The organism is Actinomadura geliboluensis (assembly GCF_005889745.1).
Classification (GTDB): domain Bacteria; phylum Actinomycetota; class Actinomycetes; order Streptosporangiales; family Streptosporangiaceae; genus Spirillospora; species Spirillospora geliboluensis.
This window is the reverse complement of sequence record NZ_VCKZ01000024.1, coordinates 19,883-39,937: the sequence shown is the minus strand read 5'-3', so window position 1 is coordinate 39,937 and position 20,055 is coordinate 19,883. Positions and strand designations below refer to the sequence as shown.

The following is a 20,055-nucleotide window of genomic DNA, read 5'->3' as shown; positions in this document are numbered from 1 at the left end:
GCGTTCACCTTCTCTTATGGGGAGCATGTGGAGCTGCTGCGGGCGGCGGGCGCGGACGTGGCGGTGTTCGACCCGCTGCGGGACGCGGCGCTGCCGGACGGGACGGCCGCGCTCGTCATCGGCGGCGGGTTCCCCGAGGTGCACGCCGCGGAGCTGGCCGCCAACGCGCCGATGCTGGCGTCCGTGGCGGCGTTCGGCGGACCGGTCGCCGCCGAATGCGCGGGGCTCCTCTATCTCTGCGAGGAACTCGACGGTCAGGCGATGTGCGGGCTCGTGCCGGGGCGGGCGCGGATGACGCCGCGGCTCACGCTCGGCTACCGGGAGGCAGTCGCCGTCGGGTCCTCGCTGCTGACCCGTCCTGGCGAGCGGTTCCACGGCCACGAGTTCCACCGGACGGTCCTGACCGGCGGCGGCGAGCCGCTGTTCCGCTGGCGGGACGGCGGCGGGACCGGCGCGGACGGCTTCGGCGGCGACCGGATCACCGCGTCCTACCTGCACCTGCACTGGGCCGGGTGCCCGGAGGCGGCTCAGCGGCTCGTGTCGTCCTCCAGGTCGCCCTCGGTCTTGAGGTAGACCTCCTGGAGGCCCTGGAGGACCTCCGGGTCGGGGTGCTCCCACATGCCGCGCTCGGCCGCCTCCAGCAGCCGCTCGGCGATGCCGTGCAGCGCCCACGGGTTCGACTTCTCCATGAACTCGCGGTTCTCGTCGTCGAGGACGTAGGCGGCGGTGAGCCGGTCGTACATCCAGTCGGCCATGACGCCGGTGGTGGCGTCGTAGCCGAACAGGTAGTCGACGGTCGCGGCCAGCTCGAACGCGCCCTTGTAGCCGTGGCGGCGCATCGCGGCGAGCCACTGCGGGTTCACGACGCGGGCCCGGAAGACGCGGGCGGTCTCCTCCGAGAGGGTGCGGGTGCGGACGGCGTCAGGGCGGGTGCTGTCGCCGACGTAGGCTTCCGGCGCCTTCCCGGTCAGCGCCCGGACCGTGGCGATCATGCCGCCGTGGTACTGGAAGTAGTCGTCGGAGTCGGCGATGTCGTGCTCGCGGGTGTCGACGTTCTTGGCGGCGACCGCGATACGGCGGTAGGCGCTCTCCATGTCGTCGCGGGCGGGCACGCCGTCGAGGTCGCGGCCGTAGGCGTGGCCGCCCCACACCGCGTACACCTCGGCGAGGTCGGCGTCGTCGCGCCAGTTGCGGCTGTCGATGAGCGGCAGCAGCCCCGCCCCGTACGCGCCGGGCGGCGACCCGAAGATGCGGCGGGCGGCGCGCCGCTCGTCGCCGTGCTCCTCCCGGTCGGCCCGGACGTGGGCGCGGACGTGGTTGGCGGAGTCGGGCTCGTCGAGGCCCGCGACGAGCCGGACGGCGTCGTCCAGCATGGCGACGACGTGCGGGAACGCGTCCCAAAAGAAGCCGCTGATGCGGACGGTCACGTCGATGCGGGGCCGTCCCAGCTCGGCGAGGGGGATCGGCTCCAGGGCGGTGACGCGGCGGGACGCCTCGTCCCAGGCGGGGCGGACGCCGAGCAGCGCGAGCACCTCGGCGACGTCGTCCCCGGCGGTGCGCATCGCGCTCGTCCCCCACACCGACAGGCCGACGGAGCGGGGCCATTCGCCGTGGTCGGCGCGGTAGCGGTCCAGGAGGGAGTCGGCCATCGCCTGCCCGGTCTCCCAGGCGAGGCGGCTCGGGACGGCGCGCGGGTCCACCGAGTAGAAGTTGCGGCCGGTCGGCAGGACGTTGACGAGGCCGCGCAGCGGCGACCCGCTCGGCCCGGCCGGGATGTAGCCGCCGTCCAGCGCGTGCAGGACGTGGTCGAGCTCGTCGGACGTGCGGGCCAGCCGGGGGACGATCTCGGCGGCGGCGAACTCCAGCACGCGGGCCACGAGTTCGCGGCGCTCCTCGGGGATCTGCCGGGCGGCTTCGGCGACCGCGTCCACGGCCCAGCCGGCGTCCTCCATGGCCTGGACGAGGCCGCGGGCGGCGGTCTCGGCGGCGTCGACGGCGGTGAGGGCCTCGGTGCCGTCCTCGGTCAGGCCGAGCGCCTCGCGCAGGCCGGGCAGCGTCTCCCGTCCCGACCACATCTGCCGGGCGCGCAGCATCGCCAGCACCAGGTCGACGCGGGCCGCGCCCCGCGGGGCCTGCCCGAGGACGTGGAGGCCGTCGCGGATCTGCGCGTCCTTCACCTCGCACAGCCAGCCGTCCACGTGCAGGAGGAAGTCGTCGAACTCGGTGTCGTGCGGGCGGTCGTCCAGGCCGAGGTCGTGGTCGAGCTTCGCGGCCTGGATCAGCGTCCAGATCTGGGCGCGGATCGCGGGCAGCTTCGCCGGGTCCATCGCGGCGATCGTCGCGTGCTCGTCCAGCAGCTGTTCGAGGCGGGCGATGTCGCCGTAGGTCTCGGCGCGGGCCATCGGCGGGACCAGGTGGTCGACGAGGACGGCGTGCGCGCGGCGCTTGGCCTGCGTCCCCTCCCCCGGGTCGTTGACGAGGAACGGGTAGATCAGCGGGACGTCGCCGAGCGCGGCGTCGGTGCCGCACGACGCCGACATGCCCGCCGCCTTGCCCGGCAGCCATTCCAGGTTGCCGTGCTTGCCGACGTGGACGATCGCGTGCGCGCCGAACTCGTCCGACAGCCACCGGTAGGCGGCCAGGTAGTGGTGGCTGGGCGGCAGGTCGGGGTCGTGGTAGATCGCGATGGGGTTCTGCCCGAAGCCGCGCGGCGGCTGCACCATGACGACGACGTTCCCGGCGCGGAGCGCGGCGAGGACGATGTCGCCGTCCTGGACGAACAGCTGCCCGGGCGGCGGCCCCCAGTGCAGCTCCATCTCGCCGCGCAGCTCCTCGGGGAGCGTCCGGTACCAGCGCTCGTAGGACGCGGCGGAGATGCGGACCGGGTTGCCCGCGAGCTGCTCCTCGGTGAGCCAGTCCTCGTCCTGGCCGCCGGCGGCGATGAGCGCGTGGATCAGCGCGTCGCCGTCCAGGTCGCCGGCGGAGCCGTCCGCGGAGTCGCCGACGCCGGGGAAGCCCTCGCCGAGGTCGTGGCCCGCGTCGCGGAGGCGGGCCAGCAGCCGGACGGTGCTCGCCGGGGTGTCGAGCCCGACGGCGTTCCCGACGCGCGAGTGCTTGGTCGGGTACGCCGACAGCATCACGGCGACGCGGCGCTCGGGGGGCGGGGTGTGCCGCAGGCGGCCGTGCCGGACGGCGATCCCGGCGACGCGCGCGGCCCGCTCCGGGTCGGCCCGGTAGACGGTGAGGCCGTCCTCGTCGATCTCCTTGAACGAGAACGGGACGGTGATGATGCGGCCGTCGAACTCGGGGATCGCGACCTGCGACGCGGCGTCCAGCGGGGACAGCCCGTCGTCGCTCGCCTCCCAGTCGGCGCGGCTCGTGGTGAGGCACAGGCCCTGCAGGATCGGGACGTCGAGCGCGGCGAGGGCGCCGACGTCCCACGCCTCGTCGTCGCCGCCGGCCCCGGCGGTCGCGGGCTTGGACCCGCCCGCCGCGAGGACGGTCACGACCAGCACGTCCGCCCGGCGGAGGGTGTCGAGCAGCTCGGGTTCGGCGGTGCGCAGGGACGAGCAGAAGACGGGCATGGCCTGCCCGCCCGCGTCCTCGACGGCCGCGCACAGCGCCTCGGCGAACGCGGTGTTCCCGGCCATGTGGTGGGCGCGGTAGTAGAGCACGCCGACGACGGGGCCCTCGGTGGTGCGGGGCTCGCGTTCGAGCCGTCCCCACGTCGGCGTGGCGGCCGCGGGCGCGAACCCGCGCCCGGTCAGCAGCAGGGTGTCGGTGAGGAACGCGTGCAGCTCGGCGAGGTTGGCGGGCCCGCCGTGCGCGAGGTAGGCGTGGGCTTCGGCGCACACGCCGCCGGCGACCCCGCCGCTGAGCCGGGACAGCTCCATCAGCTCGGCGTCGGGGGCCTGCTCGCCGCCGAGGACGACGACCGGGCGGGGGCCGGCGAGCAGCGCGTCGAGCCCGTCCTCCCAGGCGCGCCGGCCGCCGAGCAGCCGGACCACGACGAGGTCGGCGCCCTCGGTCAGGCCGGGCAGGTCGGCGGCGGTGAGCCGGGCGGGATTGCCGAGGCGGTAGTCGGCGCCGGACGCGCGGGCGCTCAGCAGATCGGTGTCGGACGTCGACAGCAGCAGCACGGTGCCAGCGGACACGGCCGTTCCTCCCCTGGGGTCCTCGCCCCGGTAGCGGGTGTCGCGACGGCAGGAGTCTCCTGGCTCCCGGATCGATGCTCGCCCCGGCCTTCCCGTCCGTGCGGACAGTGGCCTCAAGCGGGGTTCGCTCCCCGGTCACAGTGGCGGGACCGCGCCGGATTCACACCGGCTTCCTCCCATTGCCATCGCCTGGGGAGAAGAGTACGGCAGCGCGGCCCGCCCGCAAAGTGTGGTTAACATCCTCCCCGTGCCGATTGCCAGACCGCACGCCGACGCGTGCCCCGGTGCGCTGCGCACCCACGACGCCGCCGACGGATCGCTGGCGCGCGTCCGGGTGCCGGGCGGCGCGGTGTCGTCCGCGCAGCTCGGAGTGCTCGGCGCCGCCGCCCGCGAGCTGGGCCGCGACGTGATCGAACTCACCTCGCGCGGCAACGCGCAGCTGCGCGGCGTCCGCGATCCGGCGGCGCTCGCGGCGCGCCTGGAGGCGGCGGGGCTGCTGCCGTCGCCGTCCCACGAGCGGGTGCGCAACATCGTCGCGTCCCCGCTCGGCGGGCGCGGCCCGCGCGGTGTGCTGGTGACGGATCCGCTGGTCACGGCCCTCGACCGGGCGCTGTGCGCGAACCCGCGGCTGGCCGGTCTGCCGGGCCGCTTCCTGTTCGCGCTGGACGACGGCACCGGCGACGCCGCCGGCCTGGACGCCGACCTGACCTACGCGCCGGACGGCCTCCACATCGCCGGGACGCGGGTCTCCCTTCCGGCCGGTGACGCGGTCGCGCTGCTGGTCGCGGCTGCGGAGGGATTCCTCGACGTCCGGGGGGACGCGTGGCGGGTGGCGGAGGTGCCGGACGGCGCGCGGCTCATCGCCGGGCGGCTCGGCGCGAGCGCGGAAGAGCCCGGCGCGCCTCCTGAGCCCCGGCCGCCGCACGCCGGGGTCGTCCGGCAGCGGGACGGGCTCGTCGCGCTGGAGGTCGTGCCGCCGCTCGGGCGGATGTCGGGCGCGCAGGCCGAGGCGCTCGCCGGGGTCTCCGGCAGCGTGCGGATCACGCCGTGGCGGAGCGCCGTGCTGCGGGACCTGGCCTCCGGCGAGGCCGGAGAGGTCGCGGCGGTGCTGGCTGAGGCGGGTTTCGCGGTCGACGCCGCGTCGCCGTGGGTCGGCGTCACGGCCTGCACCGGGAGCCCCGGCTGCGCGAAGTCGCGCGGCGATGTGCTGGGCGCGGCGCGGCGGTGGGTCGCCGGGCTGGAGCGCGCACCCGAGACGCCCGTCCACTGGACGGGATGCGAGCGGCACTGCGGGACGCCCCGCGGTCCCGTCGTGTTGAGAACGGCCGAGTCGGCTGAGAACGGCTGAGTCGTGCTGAACATGCTTGAGGAGCAGCGGTGATGGAGTACGTCCGGGACGGCGCCGAGATCTACCGGCGGTCCTTCGCGACGATCCGCGCGGAGGCCGACCTGTCGGGCCTGCCGGACGACGTCGCGCGGGTCGCGGTGCGGATGATCCACGCCTGCGGGATGACCGACCTCGTCCGGGATCTGGGCTGGTCGCCGGGGGTGGTGGCGCGGGCGCGGGCGGCGCTGCTCGACGGCGCGCCGGTCCTGTGCGACGCGCGGATGGTCGCGTCCGGTATCACGCGCGCGCGGCTGCCGGCGGGCAACGACGTGGTGTGCGCGCTGGGCGAGCCGGAGGTGCCCGCGCTGGCGGAGCGGCTCGGCACCACGCGCAGCGCGGCGGCGCTCGACCTGTGGCTGGACCGGCTGGAGGGGTCGGTCGTGGCGATCGGCAACGCGCCGACCGCGCTGTTCCGGCTGCTGGAGCTGGTGGCGGCGGGCGCGGGGCGTCCGGCGGCGGTGCTCGGGATCCCGGTCGGGTTCATCGGCGCGGCCGAGTCGAAGGAGGCGCTCGCCGCGAGCGGGCTCGACCACCTGGTGGTGCGCGGGCGGCGCGGCGGCAGCGCGATGACGGCGGCGGCGGTCAACGCCATCGCCAGTGAGGCGGAGTGATGGCGGGACGGCTGTTCGGCGTGGGCGTCGGCCCCGGCGATCCGGAGCTGGTCACGGTGAAGGCGGCGCGGCTGATCGGCGAGGCGGACGTGGTCGCCTTCCACTGCGCGCGGCACGGCCGCAGCATCGCCCGGTCGGCGGCCGAACCCTACCTGCGGGACGGCCGGATCGAGGAGCAGCTCGTCTACCCGGTGACGACGGAGACGACCGCCCATCCGGGCGGCTACCAGGGCGCGCTCGACGACTTCTACGCCGACTGCGCCGCCCGCCTCGCCGCGCACCTCGACGCGGGCCGGACGGTCGTGGTGCTGAGCGAGGGCGACCCGCTGTTCTACGGGTCCTACATGCACCTGCACAAGCGGCTCGCTCCGCACTACCCGGCCGAGGTGGTGCCCGGCGTGACGTCGGTGAGCGCGGCGTCGGCGGCGGCCGGGCGTCCGCTGGCGGAGCGGGAGGAGACGCTGACCGTCCTGCCGGGGACGCTGCCCGGCGACGAGCTGGCCGAGCGGCTGCGCGCGGCGGACGCGGCGGCCGTGCTCAAGCTCGGCCGGACGTTCCCCAAGGTCAGGCAGGCTTTCGAGGACGCGGGCCGGCTCGGCGACGCCTGGTACGTCGAGCGGGCGTCCACCGGCCGGCAGCGGGTCGCGCCGCTCGCCGAGGTCGACCCGGCGGACGTCCCGTACATGTCGCTCGCCCTGCTGACGAGCCCGGCGGAGCGGTCGTTCGAGGCGCCGCCCCCGGCCCGGCCGGAGGGCCCCGGCGGGGTGTGGGTGGTCGGGCTCGGCCCGGCGGGACGGGCCTGGCTCACCCCGGAGGCGCAGGACGTACTCGCGTCCGCGACCGACCTCGTCGGCTACGGCCCCTACCTGGACCGGGTGCCGCCGAACCCGCGGCAGCGGCGGCACGCGTCCGGGAACCGGGTGGAGGCCGACCGGGCCCGGCACGCGCTGGCGCTCGCGCGGGACGGGGCGCGCGTCGCCGTCGTCTCGTCCGGCGACCCGGGCGTGTTCGCGATGGCGGCGGCGGTGCTGGAGGCGGCGGCCGACGACGCGTTCGCGGACGTGCCGGTGCAGGTCGTGCCGGGGCTGACGGCGGCGCAGGCCGTCGCGGCGCGGGCGGGCGCGCCGCTCGGCCACGACTTCTGCGTGCTGTCGCTGTCGGACATCCTCAAACCGTGGGACGCGATCGCGCGGCGGCTGTCCGCGGCGGCCGCGGCCGACCTGGTCGTGGCGCTCTACAACCCGTCGTCCAGTCGGCGCCGGCACCAGCTCCCGGCGGCGCGGGACCTGCTGCTGGAGCACCGCTCCCCCGAGACGCCGGTGGTGATCGGACGCGACGTCGGCGGCCCCGAGGAGAGCGTGGCGGTGACGACGCTCGGCAAGCTCGACCCGGAGCGGGTCGACATGCGCTGCCTGGTCATCGTGGGGTCGTCCACCACGCGGGTCACCGACAAGGGCGTGGTCTACACGCCGCGCCGCTACCCCTGAGCCCAGGCGGCGGCCGCCGCCACGTCGTGGGTCGTCCGGACGCCTTCGGGGGGCGGCGGCCGGTCGACCATGACGACCGGGATGCCCGCGTCTCGGGCGGCGGTGAGCTTCGCGCGGGTCATGGCGCCGCCGCTGTCCTTGGTGACCAGCACGGTCAGGCGGTGGGCGCCGATCAGCGCGCGCTCGCCGTCCACGGTGTAGGGGCCGCGCGCGAGCAGGACCTCCACGTTGGACGGGACGGGCGGCTCCGGCGGGTCCACCGACCGGGCGAGGAACCACGCGTCGGCGCGGGCGGCGAACACCGGGATGCTGCGGCGGCCCGTGGTGAGGAACGCGCGGGCTCCTGCGGGCAGGGCCTCGGCGGCGGCCGGCAGGGACGGGACGCGGTGCCAGTCGTCGCCGTCCCCTTCCGTCCAGCCGGGGCGGCGCAGCGCGAGCAGCGGCACGCCGGTCAGCCGGGACGCCCGCGCGGCGGAGGCGCTCATCCGCTCCGCGAACGGGTGCGTGGCGTCCACGAGGCGGTCGGTCCGGTGGTCGCGGAGCCAGGCGGCGAGCCCTTCGGCGCCGCCGAACCCGCCGACGTGCACCTCCCCCACCGGCAGGCGCGGGTCGGTGACGCGCCCGGCGAGGGACGACACGACGTGGACGTCCGGGCGCGCGTCCGCCAGCGCGGCGGCGAGGGCGCGGGCCTCGGCGGTGCCGCCGAGGATCAGGACGCGCCGCACGCCCGGTCCCGGCCCGTGCTGTAGAGGTGGCTGTCGGGGAACGCCGACGCCGTCAGCACCCGGCCGACCACGATCACGGCGGTGCGCTTCACCCCGGCCTGCCGGACCAGCCCGGCGATGTCGGCGAGGGTGCCGCGCAGCACCAGCTCGTCCGCGCGGCTGGCGCGGGCGACGACCGCGACCGGGCAGTCCGCGCCGTAGTGCGGCCGCAGCTCGGCCGCGACCTCGTCGATGCGCTGGACGGCGAGGTGCAGCACCATCGTGGCGCCGCTCGCGCCGAGGGTCGCGAGGTCCTCGCCGGGCGGCATCGGGGTGGCGCGCACGGCGGTGCGGGTCAGGATGACGGTCTGCCCGACGCCGGGGACGGTCAGCTCCCGCCCGAGCGAGGCCGCCGCCGCCGCGAACGCCGGGACGCCGGGGACGACCTCGTACGGCACGCCCGCCGCGTCGAGCCGCCGCATCTGCTCGGCGACCGCGCTGAACACCGACGGGTCGCCGGAGTGCAGCCGAGCGACGTCCAGGCCGGCGCGGTGCGCGGCGGTCAGCTCGGCGGTGATCTCGTCGAGGGTCAGGTTCGCGGTGTCGACGCGGCGGGCGCCGGGCGGGCACGCGTCCAGCAGCTCGCGCGGCACCAGCGACCCCGCGTACAGGCACACCGGCGCCGACTCCAGCACCCGCAGGCCGCGCACGGTGATGAGGTCGGCGGCGCCGGGGCCGGCGCCGACGAAGTACACGGTCACAGGGTGTCCTTCCGGGCCGTCCAGACGGTGACGGGCATCGCGGGGCGCCAGCCGGTGAACCCGCCGAGCGGCGCGGCGCGCTCCACGCCGAGGCGGACCAGCTCCCCGCCGTGGGTGCGGCGGTACTCGGCCACCTTCACCTCCGATTCGAGGGTGACGGCGTTGGCGACGAGGCGGCCGCCGGGCTGGAGCGCGTCCCAGCAGCGGTCCAGCAGGCCGGGGGTGGTGAGGCCGCCGCCGATGAACACCGCGTCCGGTCGCGGGAGGCCGTCGAGGGCGTCCGGGGCGCGGCCCTCCACGACGCGGACGCCCGGCACGCCGAGGGCCTTGGCGTTGCGGCCGATCCGCTCCACCCGCTCCGGGCGGCTCTCGACCGCGACGGCCGCGCAGGACGGGTGCGCCCGCGCCCACTCGATCGCGACGCTGCCCGACCCGGCGCCGACGTCCCACAGCAGCTCGCCCGGCAGCGGCGCGAGCCGCGCCAGCGTCACCGCCCGGACCTCGCTCTTGGTGATCTGCCCGTCGTGCTCGTAGGCGTCGTCGGGCAGGCCCGCGACGCGGGGCAGCGGCGCCGCGTCCGGCCCGGGCACGCACTCGACGGCGACGACGGTGAGCGCGGAGGCGGCCGGGCCGCTCCAGCGGGAGGCGACGCCGTGCGCCGCCGCCTCGTCCGCACCGCCGAGGTCGGACAGGACGGTCATCCGGCTCGGGCCGAAGCCGCGGCCGGTGAGCAGCGCCGCGACGACCATCGGCGCCTCCCGCCCGGCGCCGAGGACGAGCACGCGGCGGCCCGGCGCGACGAGCGCGTTCAGCGTCTCGGCGGGGCGGCCGACGAAGCTGACGACGTCGGTGCGGTCCAGCGGCCAGCCGAGCCGGGCGCACGCCAGCGACGCCGACGACGGATGCGGCAGCACCCGCAGCCGTCCGGGGCCGACCAGGTCCGCGAGCGTGGAGCCGATCCCGTAGAACATGGGGTCGCCGCTCGCCAGCACGGCGACGGCGCGTCCCGCGTACCGCTCGACCAGCCCGGGAAGCGCCGGGAGCAGCGGGGACGGCCACGCGACCCGCTCGGCGCCTCCGTCCGGGACGAGCCCGAGCTGCCGGGCGCCGCCGAGCAGCACGTCCGCCTCCCGCAGCGCCGCGCGCGACACCTCCGGGAGCCCGTCCCAGCCGTCGGCGCCGATGCCCACGACGGTGATCACACGCTGGTCCACTGGCCCCCCGGCCGCTCGGGTGAAATGCGGCGCCAAGTCTATAGCTGGCACTATTGGCCAGGTGAAGCGGCTTTTGATCATCGGCATCGGCGCGGGCGACCCGGACCACCTGACGTTCCAGGCGGCCAAGGCCATCGCCGCCGCCGACGTGTTCCTCCTCGTCGGCAAGGGCGAGGCCAAGCACGACCTGGCCGGGCTGCGGCACGACCTCATCGCCGCGCACGGCCGCGCCCCGTACCGGATCGTCGAGGCCCGCGACCCCGAGCGCGACCGCACCGCCGACGGCCCCGCCTACACCGCCGCCGTCGAGGACTGGCGGTCCCGCCGCGCCCGCATCTACGAGGACTTCGTCCGGGACGAGCTGGCCGACGGGCAGACCGGCGCGCTCCTCGTCTGGGGCGACCCCGGGATCTACGACAGCACGCTCGCCGCGCTGGCGGAGGTCGACGCCGAGTTCGAGACCGAGGTGATCCCCGGCATCAGCAGCGTGTCGGCGCTGACCGCCCGGCACCGGATCGGGCTGACGCGGGTGGGCCGCCCCGTCCACCTGACGACGGGCCGCCGCCTCGCCGCCGAGGGCGCCACCGCCGACGACGTCCTCGTCATGCTCGACGCGCACTGCTCCTTCACCGGCGCAGGCGACGACTTCCACATCTACTGGGGTGCCTACCTCGGCACGCCGGACGAGATCCTCATCTCCGGCCCGGTACGCGAGGTGGCCGACGAGATCCGCGCCACCCGCGCCGAGGCCCGCGCCCGCAAGGGCTGGATCATGGACACCTACCTCCTCCGCCGCGAACCCCCCGCGCACGACTGAACCGGCAGGGCTCGCACCACGCGGAGCCCTTTTTCTCGCGCACCCCGTCAGCGAACTGTCTGACTACCGTCGGCGGTGGTGATGCGGAGCAGGTGGGGATGCATTCTCGGCAATTCATTGATCGCCGTTACAGACGTGCCTAGATTGGGCAGGACCACGTTCTTTCCCGTGGAAGGAGCACCGTCTTGTCTCAGCGCACCCTGCCCCCGTTTCGCGCCGACCACGTCGGCAGCCTGCTGCGTCCGCCGGAGTTGCTGGCGGCCCGGGGCGAGCACGCCGCCGGCCGCATCGACGACGCGGCGCTGGCCGCGGCCGAGGACGCCGCCATCCGCGACGTGGTCGCCATGCAGCGCGAGGCGGGGCTGCGGTCGGCGACCGACGGGGAGTTCCGCCGCACGTCGTGGCACATGGACTTCATCTACCGGCTCGGCGGGATCAGCCCGGCGGACGAGAAGATCAAGGTGCGGTTCCACGGCGACGCCGGGGACATCGAATTCACCACGGCGGCGCTGCGGGTGCACGGCAAGGTCCGGCTGGAGGAGACGATCTTCGCCGACCACTTCGCGTTCCTGCGGGACGCCGCCGGGGACGGGGTGACGCCGAAGCTGACGATCCCGTCGCCGAACATGGTCCACTACCGGGGCGGGCCCGCCGCGATCGACCCGGCGGTCTACCCCGACGTCGAGGAGTTCTGGTCCGACCTCGCCGCCGCGTACGCCGAGCAGGTGCGGCGGCTCGGCGAACTCGGGTGCCGGTACCTGCAGCTCGACGACACCAGCCTCGCCTACCTCAACGACCCGGCGCAGCGCGCCATGATCAGCGAGCGGGGCGACGACGCCGAGCACCTGCACCTGCGCTACATCCGGCAGATCAACGCCGCGCTGGCCGGGCGCCCCGAGGGGATGAACGTCACCACGCACATGTGCCGGGGCAACTTCCGCTCCTCCTGGACGGCCGAGGGCGGCTACGACTTCGTCGCCGAGGCGCTGTTCGGGGAACTGGACGTGGACGGCTTCTTCCTGGAGTACGACGACGCGAGGTCGGGCGGGTTCGAGCCGCTGCGGTTCGTCCCGCCGGGGAAGATGGTCGTGCTCGGGCTCGTCACCACCAAGCGCGGGGAGCTGGAGTCGAAGGACGACCTCAAGCGCCGCGTCGACGAGGCGGCGCGGTTCGTGCCGCTGGAGCAGATCTGCCTGTCGCCGCAGTGCGGTTTCTCCTCCACGGTCGAGGGGAACGTGCTGACCGCCGAGCAGCAGGCGGCGAAGCTGCGCCTCATCGCGGAGACCGCCGAGGAGATCTGGGGCTAGGCCGCCCGCGGTCCGCGGCGGCCGGCGCCTGACCTTTCGGTTAATGATGGGTGAAGTTATCTCCTTGAGCGCAGGTCGCGCCCGGCGCCCGGCGTAGCCTCGGTGCGGATCCCGCAGGGCCGGAGCGGGGACGGGGCTGGAGAGGAACGTCGTTGAGCGTCATCAATGTCGGGCAGGCGATCGTCCTCGGGATCGTGGAGGGCCTGACCGAGTTCCTCCCGGTGTCCTCGACCGGGCACCTGAAGATCACCGAGGGCCTGATGGGCATCCCGGTGGACGACAAGGCGGTCGTCGGCTTCACCGCCGTCATCCAGGTCGGCGCCATCGCGGCCGTGCTGGTGTACTTCTTCTCCGACATCGTCCGGATCGTGAAGGCGTGGGGCCGCGGCATCGTCGACCCGAACGCGCGGTACCACCACGACTACAAGTTCGGCTGGTGGGTCATCTTCGCCACCATCCCGGTGGTGGTCGTCGGCGTCGCCGCCAAGGACGCCATCGAGGGGCCGCTCGCCTCGCTGTGGGTGGTCGCCGGGTCGCTGCTCGGCGGGAGCGTCGTGATGTGGCTCGCCGACCGGCTCGGCCGGCACAAGCGCGGCGAGGACGACACCTCGTTCACCGACGCGATGCTGATCGGGTCGGCGCAGATCCTCGCCATGCTGTTCCCCGGCTTCTCCCGGTCCGGCGCGACGATGTCGGTCGGGCTGATGCTCGGCCTCGACCGGGTCGCCGCGACCCGGCTGTCGTTCTTCCTCGGCATCCCCGCGCTGACCGGCGCCGGCATCTACGAGCTGCCGTCCGCGCTCGGCACGTCGGTGGACGCGCTGCCGCTCGCCGTCGGCACGGTGGTGTCGTTCGTCGTCGCCTACGCGTCCATCGCCTGGCTGCTGCGCTTCGTCGCGCGGCACAGCTTCACGTCGTTCGTGGTCTACCGGATCGTCATCGGGCTGCTGCTGTTCGGGCTGCTCGGCGCCGGCACGTTGAACGCCTGAGGACCGCCCCGGATGGGGAAGACTGTCACGGTCCACGGACCGATATGAAAGTGGAGCACTGACAGTCATGAACGATGCGATGTGGGCCGGGACCGTCGCCTTCGGCGGGCACGACGGCGCCGAGCTGGAGGGGTACCTGGCGCGTCCGCTGAACGACGCCCCGCGCGGCGGCGTGGTGCTGATCCACCACCTGCCCGGGTACGACGCCGGGACGAAGGAGTTCGCCCGCACGTTCGCCGCGCACGGGTACGCGGCGGTCGTCCCGAACCTGTACTCGCGGGAGGGCGCCGGCGTCAGCCCGGACGACCAGGCCGCCGCCGCCCGCGCGAAGGGCGGCGTGCCGGACGAGCAGCTCGTCGGGGACGTCGCCGGCGCCGCCGCGTACCTGAACTCGCTGGAGCACGCCAACGGGCGGATCGGCGTGATCGGGCACTGCTCCGGCGGGCGGCAGGCGTTCCTCGCCGCCTGCTCGCTGGACATCGACGCCGCCGTCGACTGCTACGGCGCGTTCGTCGTCAGCGAGCCGCCGGCGGACGCCGGGCTGAAGATGACACCGCTGCTGTCGAAGGCGCCGGACCTGTCGTGCCCGCTGCTCGGCCTGTTCGGCGAGGACGACAAGGCCCCGCCGCCGGACGAGGTCGCCGTGCTGGACGCGGAGCTGACCAAGCTGGGCAAGGAGCACGAGTTCCACACCTATCCGGGCGCCGGGCACGCGTTCTTCGCCGTCGAGCGGCCCGCGTTCCGGCCCGCCGCCGCCAAGGACGGCTGGGAGAAGATCTTCGCGTTCTTCGGCCGCCACCTGGCCGCCTGACCACCCGACCGCCTGAGAGGAGACGCCATGTGCACCTACCAGACCTTCAAGGTCGAGCTCGACGGCGCGGCGAAGGGCGCGGCCGGCTGGTTCACGCTGACCGACGGCGCCGTCTACGTCGACCACCCGTACCACGCGTGCCACGAGCACACGGTGAACATCGACTTCACCAATCCGGGCGCCGGGCCGTCGGCGCGCGTCGCGGTCGAGCTGACCGAGGAGGCGGCGCTGGCGCTGGTGGCGGCGATCCAGCAGGCGCTCGCGGCCGCCCCGCCCGGTCTCGCGTCCGGGCGGGACTCCACGGCGGCCTGACGCTCCGCGGGCGGCGCGGCCCCTGTGTCGCGCCGCCCCCGCCGGTCCCTCCCCGGCATGGGCGCGGCGCGACTCGGCGATGTCGGTATCGACCGGGCGCGCTCCCGGAACTCATCGGTCCCCGGGAAGGATCACCTCCGCGGGGGCCGGGTCGGTGTGCAGGAGGCCGACCATGTCGGCGCGGCGGTCGAGCACGGCACGCTGGTTGACGTACCCCTTGTCGGTCAGCTCACCGTGGGCGAGTGAGGCCGGGTCGTCCAGGACGAGCAGCCGGACGATCCGCCGGGACGCCCCGGTCGCGCCCGCGTTCAGCCGGTGCAGCGCCGCGCGGACGTCGGCGCACGCCGCCGCCCTGGCCGGGTCCAGCCAGACCATCGCGCCGACGCCGGCGCTGTCATGCCCGGTCAGGACGGCGTCCGAAACGAGCCGACGCGGGCGAAGTGGTCGTCCACCGCGCCGGTCGGCTCGGTGGCGGCCCCCGCCTGGAAGGCGTCGCGGCCGGCGAGGGGCGTCCCGCCGGCCGCGTCCAGGGCGGTCGCGTAGGCGTCCGCGTCGTCGTGCTCGACGGAGTTGCCGGACAGGATCATCACGGGGCGGCCGGACGCGCCCCGGTCCAGCAGTGCCTGTGCGAGGCCGTCGGCCTTCCGCCGCGCCTCGCCGTAGCCGACGCGCCGCCACGCGCCGCGGTCCCGGTCGGCGACGAGGAGCCGGCCGGGACGCGCGGCGGCGGCGTCCCGGAAGAGGTGCACCATGCTCGCGGCAGGGGGGACGGGCGCGAGCGCGGACTCCAGGACGATCGAGCCGTCCGCGCGCCGGTCGGCGAGCGTCGTCGGTGCGGCGAACAGGTCCATCGGTCACCTCGGTTCGCGGCCGGCGTGCGGGGCGCGGGCGGCTCGGAGCCGTGCTCCGCGAAGTTATACAGTTTTTTGAAGGAGCGTCAAGAGAACGTCGAGCCCCTTCCGGCGGGCGCGCGGCTCACCGGGTGCGGGTGGCGTCGCTGCGGTAGTCCGTGTAGGTGTACGGATTGTCGAGGATCTTGGTCTCGGGGACGTCGGGGTTCATGCCCGCCGCCCACGCCTCCTCGCCCATCGACCCGCGCAGGTACTCCACCGTCGCCTCGACCTCGCGGCGCGCGGCGGCCAGGTCGACGCCCACCAGCCGGTGGTCGTGCTTGACCACGCGCCCGTTCACCACGACGGTGTGGACGTCCCCGCGCTGCGCCTGGAACGCGACGTGCCCGTAGGGGTTGAGGACGGGGAACGACACCGGCGAGTGGTCGTTCTTGATCAGGACGACGTCGGCCTTCTTGCCGGGTTCGAGGCTGCCGAGGTCGGCGCGGCCCAGTGTGCGGGCGCCGCCGCGGGTGGCCCAGTCCACGACCTGGTCGGCGCGCAGGCTGCAGTGGGTGACGGTGTCGCCGTTGCCGTGCGCCTCCAGGTGCATGCGGGAGCGGTCGGCGCCGAGCGTCGCGCGCATCGCGGAGAACAGGTCGCCGCTCCACCACACGCTCGTGTCCATCGACAGCGACACCGGGATGCCGTGCGAGCGCAGCGCCCAGGTGGGCGGGTAGCCCTGCCCGGCGCTCTGCTCGCTCTCCGTCGACACCGAGATGGAGCCGCCGGTGGCGGCGATGCGGTGGTAGGAGTCCGCGGACAGGGACGCGGCGTGCACGTACACCGTCTCGGGCGTCATGAACCCGTGGTCGTGCATCTGCTTGATGCCCTCGTCGCTGGTCGCGCCCCAGACGCCGGCGTGGGTGGTGACGGGGACGCCGAGGTCGCGGGCGGTCTCGAAGGCGGGCCTCTCCGGGAAAGACGGGTCGCCGAGCACGTCGAACGCGACCTGGAAGCCGAGCATGTCACCCCCGGCGAGCTTTCCCGCGAGGCCGCGGAACTCCGGCGTCGCGGTCCACTCGGCGGGCGGCGCCTGGATGTTGCCGTAGGCGAGGACGAACCGCCCGGGGACCGCGCGCAGCGCGTCCACGGCCGCGTCGGCGTGGCCGGGGGTCTGCAGGCCGTGCGACCAGTCGACGACCGTGGTGACCCCGGCGTCGATCGCCTCGATCGCCGCGAGCAGGTTCCCGGCGTGCACGTCCTCGGGCCGGAACCGCTTGCCGTGCTCCAGGTAGTACCAGACGAAGTACTGGGTCAGCGTCCAGTCGGCGCCGTAGCCGCGCATCGCGGTCTGCCACATGTGCCGGTGCGTGTCGATCATCCCGGGCATGACGACGCCGCCGGACGCGTCGATCTCGGCGGTGCCGTCCGGCACCGGGAGGCCGGGGCCGACCGCGGTGATCCGGTCGCCCTCGATGAGGACGTCGGCGCCGTCCAGGACCGCGCGTCCGTCGGTCATCGGCAGCACCGTGCCGCCGCGCAGCACCAGGGGGCGCCCCGGCTCGAACTCGCTCATCATCGCTCTCCTCGTCTTGGGGCCCGACCGCCGGGAGCTGCCACGGACCAATGTCCGCTCTACGGTCACACCTGCTGGGAGCCACTCTCGTCACCGCTAGTCAAAGTGTCAACCACTTGACCGCTACGGATGCGGGCATGCCAGAATCAAAGAGGCGGACGACTGTCCGTTGAACGGACGAGCACGGCGTGAACGCGAGAGAGCAAGGGAGCCGGATGACTGACGACACCGCGCGCGGCGGGCCGCTCTCGGGGGTGCTGGTGGCGGACTTCTCCCGGATCCTGGCGGGGCCCTACGCCACCATGCTGCTGGCCGACCTCGGCGCGGACGTGATCAAGGTCGAGGGGCCGGGCGGCGACGACACCCGCACCTGGACGCCGCCCGCGCGCGGCGACGCGGCGACCTACTACCTCGGCGTCAACCGCGGCAAGCGCTCGATCGCGCTCGACCTCCGCGCCCCGGAGGACGCCGCCGCGGCCCGCGAGCTGGCCCGCCGCGCCGACGTCCTGATCGAGAACTTCAAGCCCGGCGACCTCGCCCGCTTCGGCCTCGACTACGCCGCGGTCCGCGCCGCCAACCCCGGCATCGTCTACGGCTCGATCACCGGGTTCGGGTCGGGCGCCGGGCGGAAGGTCCCCGGCTACGACCTGATGGTGCAGGCGATCTCCGGGCTGATGAGCCTCACCGGCGACCCGGACGGCCCGCCGTACCGGGCGGGCATCTCGGTGTTCGACGTGATGGCGGGCAACCACGCGGCGATCGGCATCCTCGCGGCGCTGCGGCACCGGGACGCGACCGGCGAGGGCCAGCTCGTCGAGGTGAACCTGCTGTCGTCGGCGCTGACCGGGCTCGTCAACCACAGCTCCGCCTACGTCGCCGGCGGCACCGTCCCGTACCGGATGGGCAACGCGCACCCGAGCGTGTTCCCCTACGAGCCGCTGCCGACCGCCGACAACGACCTGATCGTCACGGCGGCGAACGACGGCCAGTTCCGCCGGCTCTGCGTCGTGCTCGGCATCCCGGAGGTCCCCGACGACCCGCGCTTCGCGACCAACGCCGACCGGACCGCCAACCGCGCCGAACTGCGCCCGATCCTGGTGGAGCGGCTGAAGCGGCGCGGCGCGGTCGAGTGGTTCGAGCTGCTGGTGGACGCGGGCGTGCCGAGCGGGCCGATCAACACCATCGACGGCGGCTTCGCGATGGCCGAGCGGTTCGAGCTGGCCCCGGTCGTGGTGGTCGGCGAGGGCGACCACGCGGTGCCGACGACCCGGCACCCGATCCGCTTCTCCCGGACGCCCGCGACCTACCGGCTCCCGCCGCCGGACCTGGACGAACACGGCGCCGAACTGCGTCAATGGCTGTCTGAGCCGCAGGGCGCGAACGGATCCGAGGGGGACGACGACCGTGGCTGACGCACCCGGGTACCCGACGGCGCTGGGCGCCTCCAGCCGGGAGACGATCACGCTGCTCGGCCACGACCTCGCGCGGGACGTGATGGGCGAGGTCGGGTTCGGCGAGCTGGCGTTCTGGCTGGCGGCGCAGCGGCGGCCCACGTCCGGCGAGACGCGGGTCTTCGAGGCGGTCCTCGCCGCGCTCGCCGACCACGGCTTCACCCCGACCGCGATCGTCACCCGGCTGACGTACCTGTCGGCGCCCGACTCGGTGCAGGGCGCGCTCGCCGCCGGGCTGCTGGGCGGCGGGTCCCGCTTCCTCGGCGTCACCGAGGACACCGGCCGTTTCCTCCACAGCGTCCTGGCCTCGGTGGTGGGCGGTCTCCCGTCCGACGACGCCGGGTGGGACGCGCTCGCGCTGCGGACCCTCCAGGTGGAGCGGAAGGCGAAGCGGTTCGTCCCCGGCCTCGGCCACCACGTGCACAAGGACGGCGATCCGCGCACTCCCCGGCTGATGCAGATCGCCACCGAGGAGGGCCTGTTCGGCCCGCACCTGTCGCTGTTCGCCGCGATCGGCCGCGTCCACCCCGAGGTGCTCGGCAGGACGCTGCCGCTGAACGGGGCCGGCGTGTGCGGCGCCGCGCTCGCCGACCTCGGCCTGCCGCTGGAGCTGCTGCGCGGGTTCGCGCTGCTCGCCCGCACCGCCGGCCTGATCGGGCAGCTCGCCGAGGAGCTGCGCCGCCCCGTCGGCAACGAGATCTTCCTGTCGGTGGACCTCAACAACCGGTCCGTCGCCCCCGACCCCTACACCCCCGAGGACCGTCATGGCTGAACTGGTCGCTGTGATCGCTTCGACCCACCACCCCTTCTACCACCGCGCGAGCACCGCGACCGGCGAGGACCGCCCCGACTTCGCGGACGAGTGGGTCCGCAAGGTCGAGGCGTTCCGCGCGACGCTCACCAAGGCCCGCCCGGACGTCCTGGTGATGGTCGGCTCCGACCACTTCCACCAGCTGTGGCTGGACAACATGCCGCAGTTCCTCATCGGCAAGGCGCCGTTCTACGACGCGAACTGGTACAACGAGGAACGCGAGTTCGGGCTGCCGCGCATGCTGCTGAAGGGCCAGGAGGACCTGTCGGCCCACCTGCTGCGCGAGGGCATCGACGCGGGCTTCGACCTCGCGTTCTCCAACGAGCTGCGCATCGACCACTCGATCACGTGCCCGATCATCACGCTGCGCCCGCAGAACGACCTGCCGATCGTCCCCGTCTACACCAACATCTTCGCGCCGCCGCTGCCGCGGCCGAAGCGGTTCGTCCAGCTCGGCCGGACGATCCGGGAGCTGGTCGAGTCGTGGCCCGGGGATCGGCGCGTCGCGGTGATCGGCACCGGGCACCTGTCCCTGGAACTGGGCGGGCCGCGCCAGTTCGGCCCGCACGGCCCGGACCCGGAGTTCGACGCGAAGGCCGTCGAATGGATCTCCTCCGGCGACATCGAGGGCTGCCTGGCGGAGGTCACCCTCGACAGCCTGCACGCCCCCGGCAACGCCACCCACGGGTTCATGGACTTCATGCTGATGATGGGCGTCGCGGGCGAGGGCCGGAAGGCCGACTACGTCGACACCTACGACCTGTTCCACACGATGGAGGCGTACTTCACCTGGTATCCAGAAGCAGGCCCGAAATGAACCCCCATTCCAT

The 20,055-nt window shown here is 74.6% G+C and carries 18 protein-coding genes, 1 pseudogene and 1 riboswitch; of the genes and pseudogenes, 12 read left to right on the top strand and 7 right to left on the bottom strand.

Going from position 1 to position 20,055, the window contains the following annotated elements; translation table 11 throughout:
* A pseudogene (locus ETD96_RS06055) lies at nucleotides 1–573 on the top strand (cobyrinate a,c-diamide synthase); the annotation flags it as partial.
* Here ETD96_RS06055 and cobN read toward each other — a convergent pair.
* Nucleotides 528–4,154, bottom strand: coding sequence for a cobaltochelatase subunit CobN (gene cobN, locus ETD96_RS06050; RefSeq protein ID WP_205719126.1), 3,627 nt, complete (start codon nucleotides 4,152–4,154; stop codon nucleotides 528–530). The pseudogene ETD96_RS06055 and the gene cobN overlap by 46 nt on opposite strands.
* Before the next feature lie 52 nt (nucleotides 4,155–4,206).
* A riboswitch (cobalamin riboswitch) is annotated at nucleotides 4,207–4,330 on the bottom strand.
* Between the two features lie 71 nt (nucleotides 4,331–4,401).
* On the opposite strand from cobN, the gene ETD96_RS06045 reads away from it, so the two are divergent.
* Genes ETD96_RS06045 through ETD96_RS06035 form a run of 3 tightly spaced genes read left to right on the top strand, consistent with a single transcriptional unit; the run spans nucleotide 4,402 to nucleotide 7,639 of the window.
* Entirely contained in the window at nucleotides 4,402–5,502 is a 1,101-nt protein-coding gene (locus ETD96_RS06045) for a precorrin-3B synthase (protein ID WP_138635274.1), read from the top strand.
* Nucleotides 5,503–5,534: 32 nt separating this feature from the next.
* Nucleotides 5,535–6,152 carry a precorrin-8X methylmutase gene (locus ETD96_RS06040; protein ID WP_138635273.1) on the top strand — a complete coding sequence of 206 codons (618 nt, stop codon included), beginning with the start codon at nucleotides 5,535–5,537 and terminating at the stop codon, nucleotides 6,150–6,152.
* Complete coding sequence (locus tag ETD96_RS06035; RefSeq protein WP_138635272.1) at nucleotides 6,152–7,639, top strand: precorrin-2 C(20)-methyltransferase; 1,488 nt, start codon at nucleotides 6,152–6,154, stop codon at nucleotides 7,637–7,639. Before ETD96_RS06040 ends, ETD96_RS06035 begins: the two co-directional genes overlap by 1 nt.
* Here the strand turns inward: ETD96_RS06035 and ETD96_RS06030 are convergent.
* Genes ETD96_RS06030 through cbiE form a run of 3 tightly spaced genes read right to left on the bottom strand, consistent with a single transcriptional unit; the run spans nucleotide 7,630 to nucleotide 10,306 of the window.
* Entirely contained in the window at nucleotides 7,630–8,364 is a 735-nt protein-coding gene (locus ETD96_RS06030) for a cobalt-precorrin-6A reductase (RefSeq protein ID WP_138635271.1), read from the bottom strand. The two genes, ETD96_RS06035 and ETD96_RS06030, sit on opposite strands and share 10 nt — an antisense overlap.
* A complete protein-coding gene (cobM, locus tag ETD96_RS06025) occupies nucleotides 8,349–9,104 on the bottom strand; it encodes a precorrin-4 C(11)-methyltransferase (protein WP_138635270.1) in 756 nt (251 codons plus the stop codon). The genes ETD96_RS06030 and cobM overlap by 16 nt, the downstream gene beginning before the upstream one ends.
* Nucleotides 9,101–10,306: a precorrin-6y C5,15-methyltransferase (decarboxylating) subunit CbiE gene (gene cbiE / locus ETD96_RS06020; protein ID WP_240807291.1), complete on the bottom strand. Its 1,206-nt coding sequence runs from the start codon at nucleotides 10,304–10,306 to the stop codon at nucleotides 9,101–9,103. The genes cobM and cbiE overlap by 4 nt, the downstream gene beginning before the upstream one ends.
* 73 nt (nucleotides 10,307–10,379) lie before the next feature.
* On the opposite strand from cbiE, the gene cobF reads away from it, so the two are divergent.
* The 5 genes from cobF (at nucleotide 10,380) to ETD96_RS05995 (ending at nucleotide 14,554) form a co-directional block, all read left to right on the top strand.
* Nucleotides 10,380–11,135, top strand: a complete 756-nt coding sequence (gene cobF, locus ETD96_RS06015) for a precorrin-6A synthase (deacetylating) (RefSeq protein ID WP_205719124.1) — start codon at nucleotides 10,380–10,382, stop codon at nucleotides 11,133–11,135.
* 185 nt (nucleotides 11,136–11,320) lie between these two features.
* Entirely contained in the window at nucleotides 11,321–12,442 is a 1,122-nt protein-coding gene (locus ETD96_RS06010; RefSeq protein WP_138635267.1) for a 5-methyltetrahydropteroyltriglutamate--homocysteine S-methyltransferase, read from the top strand.
* 152 nt (nucleotides 12,443–12,594) lie between these two features.
* The gene (locus ETD96_RS06005) at nucleotides 12,595–13,431 is read left to right on the top strand and encodes an undecaprenyl-diphosphate phosphatase (RefSeq protein WP_138635266.1); all 837 of its coding nucleotides are present in this window, start codon (nucleotides 12,595–12,597) and stop codon (nucleotides 13,429–13,431) included.
* A 67-nt stretch (nucleotides 13,432–13,498) separates the two neighbouring features.
* Complete coding sequence (locus ETD96_RS06000) at nucleotides 13,499–14,242, top strand: dienelactone hydrolase family protein (protein WP_138635265.1); 744 nt, start codon at nucleotides 13,499–13,501, stop codon at nucleotides 14,240–14,242.
* Between the two features lie 27 nt (nucleotides 14,243–14,269).
* Nucleotides 14,270–14,554 carry a DUF6295 family protein gene (locus ETD96_RS05995; RefSeq protein ID WP_138635264.1) on the top strand — a complete coding sequence of 95 codons (285 nt, stop codon included), beginning with the start codon at nucleotides 14,270–14,272 and terminating at the stop codon, nucleotides 14,552–14,554.
* A 111-nt stretch (nucleotides 14,555–14,665) separates the two neighbouring features.
* Here ETD96_RS05995 and ETD96_RS05990 read toward each other — a convergent pair whose 3' ends face one another.
* The 3 genes from ETD96_RS05990 to ETD96_RS05980 all read right to left on the bottom strand — a co-directional run bounded on the left by ETD96_RS05990 (nucleotide 14,666) and on the right by ETD96_RS05980 (nucleotide 16,963).
* Complete coding sequence (locus ETD96_RS05990; RefSeq protein ID WP_138635263.1) at nucleotides 14,666–14,929, bottom strand: hypothetical protein; 264 nt, start codon at nucleotides 14,927–14,929, stop codon at nucleotides 14,666–14,668.
* A 29-nt stretch (nucleotides 14,930–14,958) separates the two neighbouring features.
* A complete protein-coding gene (locus tag ETD96_RS05985; RefSeq protein ID WP_138635262.1) occupies nucleotides 14,959–15,405 on the bottom strand; it encodes a hypothetical protein in 447 nt (148 codons plus the stop codon).
* Nucleotides 15,406–15,529: 124 nt separating this feature from the next.
* Nucleotides 15,530–16,963 (bottom strand): amidohydrolase family protein, encoded by a 1,434-nt coding sequence (locus ETD96_RS05980; RefSeq protein ID WP_138635261.1) that lies wholly within the window; start codon nucleotides 16,961–16,963, stop codon nucleotides 15,530–15,532.
* Nucleotides 16,964–17,178: 215 nt separating this feature from the next.
* Between ETD96_RS05980 and ETD96_RS05975 the strand changes: the two genes are divergently transcribed.
* Genes ETD96_RS05975 through ETD96_RS05965 form a run of 3 tightly spaced genes read left to right on the top strand, consistent with a single transcriptional unit; the run spans nucleotide 17,179 to nucleotide 20,042 of the window.
* Nucleotides 17,179–18,375 (top strand): CaiB/BaiF CoA transferase family protein, encoded by a 1,197-nt coding sequence (locus ETD96_RS05975; protein WP_138635260.1) that lies wholly within the window; start codon nucleotides 17,179–17,181, stop codon nucleotides 18,373–18,375.
* The gene (locus ETD96_RS05970; RefSeq protein WP_138635259.1) at nucleotides 18,368–19,186 is read left to right on the top strand and encodes a citryl-CoA lyase; all 819 of its coding nucleotides are present in this window, start codon (nucleotides 18,368–18,370) and stop codon (nucleotides 19,184–19,186) included. Before ETD96_RS05975 ends, ETD96_RS05970 begins: the two co-directional genes overlap by 8 nt.
* On the top strand, nucleotides 19,179–20,042 hold the full coding sequence (locus ETD96_RS05965; protein WP_138635258.1) for a DODA-type extradiol aromatic ring-opening family dioxygenase: 864 nt from the start codon (nucleotides 19,179–19,181) through the stop codon (nucleotides 20,040–20,042). The genes ETD96_RS05970 and ETD96_RS05965 overlap by 8 nt, the downstream gene beginning before the upstream one ends.
* Nucleotides 20,043–20,055 lie beyond the last annotated feature (13 nt).

Bases quoted from the DNA above. Each gene is read 5' to 3' on its own strand.
- ETD96_RS06040 (WP_138635273.1), top strand. From the start codon at position 5,535: ATGGAGTACGTCCGGGACGGCGCCGAGATCTACCGGCGGTCCTTCGCG.
- ETD96_RS06035 (WP_138635272.1), top strand. From the start codon at position 6,152: ATGGCGGGACGGCTGTTCGGCGTGGGCGTCGGCCCCGGCGATCCGGAG.
- ETD96_RS06000 (WP_138635265.1), top strand. From the start codon at position 13,499: ATGAACGATGCGATGTGGGCCGGGACCGTCGCCTTCGGCGGGCACGAC.
- ETD96_RS05995 (WP_138635264.1), top strand. From the start codon at position 14,270: ATGTGCACCTACCAGACCTTCAAGGTCGAGCTCGACGGCGCGGCGAAG.
- ETD96_RS05990 (WP_138635263.1), bottom strand. From the start codon at position 14,929: ATGGTCTGGCTGGACCCGGCCAGGGCGGCGGCGTGCGCCGACGTCCGC.
- ETD96_RS05985 (WP_138635262.1), bottom strand. From the start codon at position 15,405: ATGGACCTGTTCGCCGCACCGACGACGCTCGCCGACCGGCGCGCGGAC.
- ETD96_RS05980 (WP_138635261.1), bottom strand. From the start codon at position 16,963: ATGAGCGAGTTCGAGCCGGGGCGCCCCCTGGTGCTGCGCGGCGGCACG.
- ETD96_RS05975 (WP_138635260.1), top strand. From the start codon at position 17,179: ATGACTGACGACACCGCGCGCGGCGGGCCGCTCTCGGGGGTGCTGGTG.
- ETD96_RS05965 (WP_138635258.1), top strand. From the start codon at position 19,179: ATGGCTGAACTGGTCGCTGTGATCGCTTCGACCCACCACCCCTTCTAC.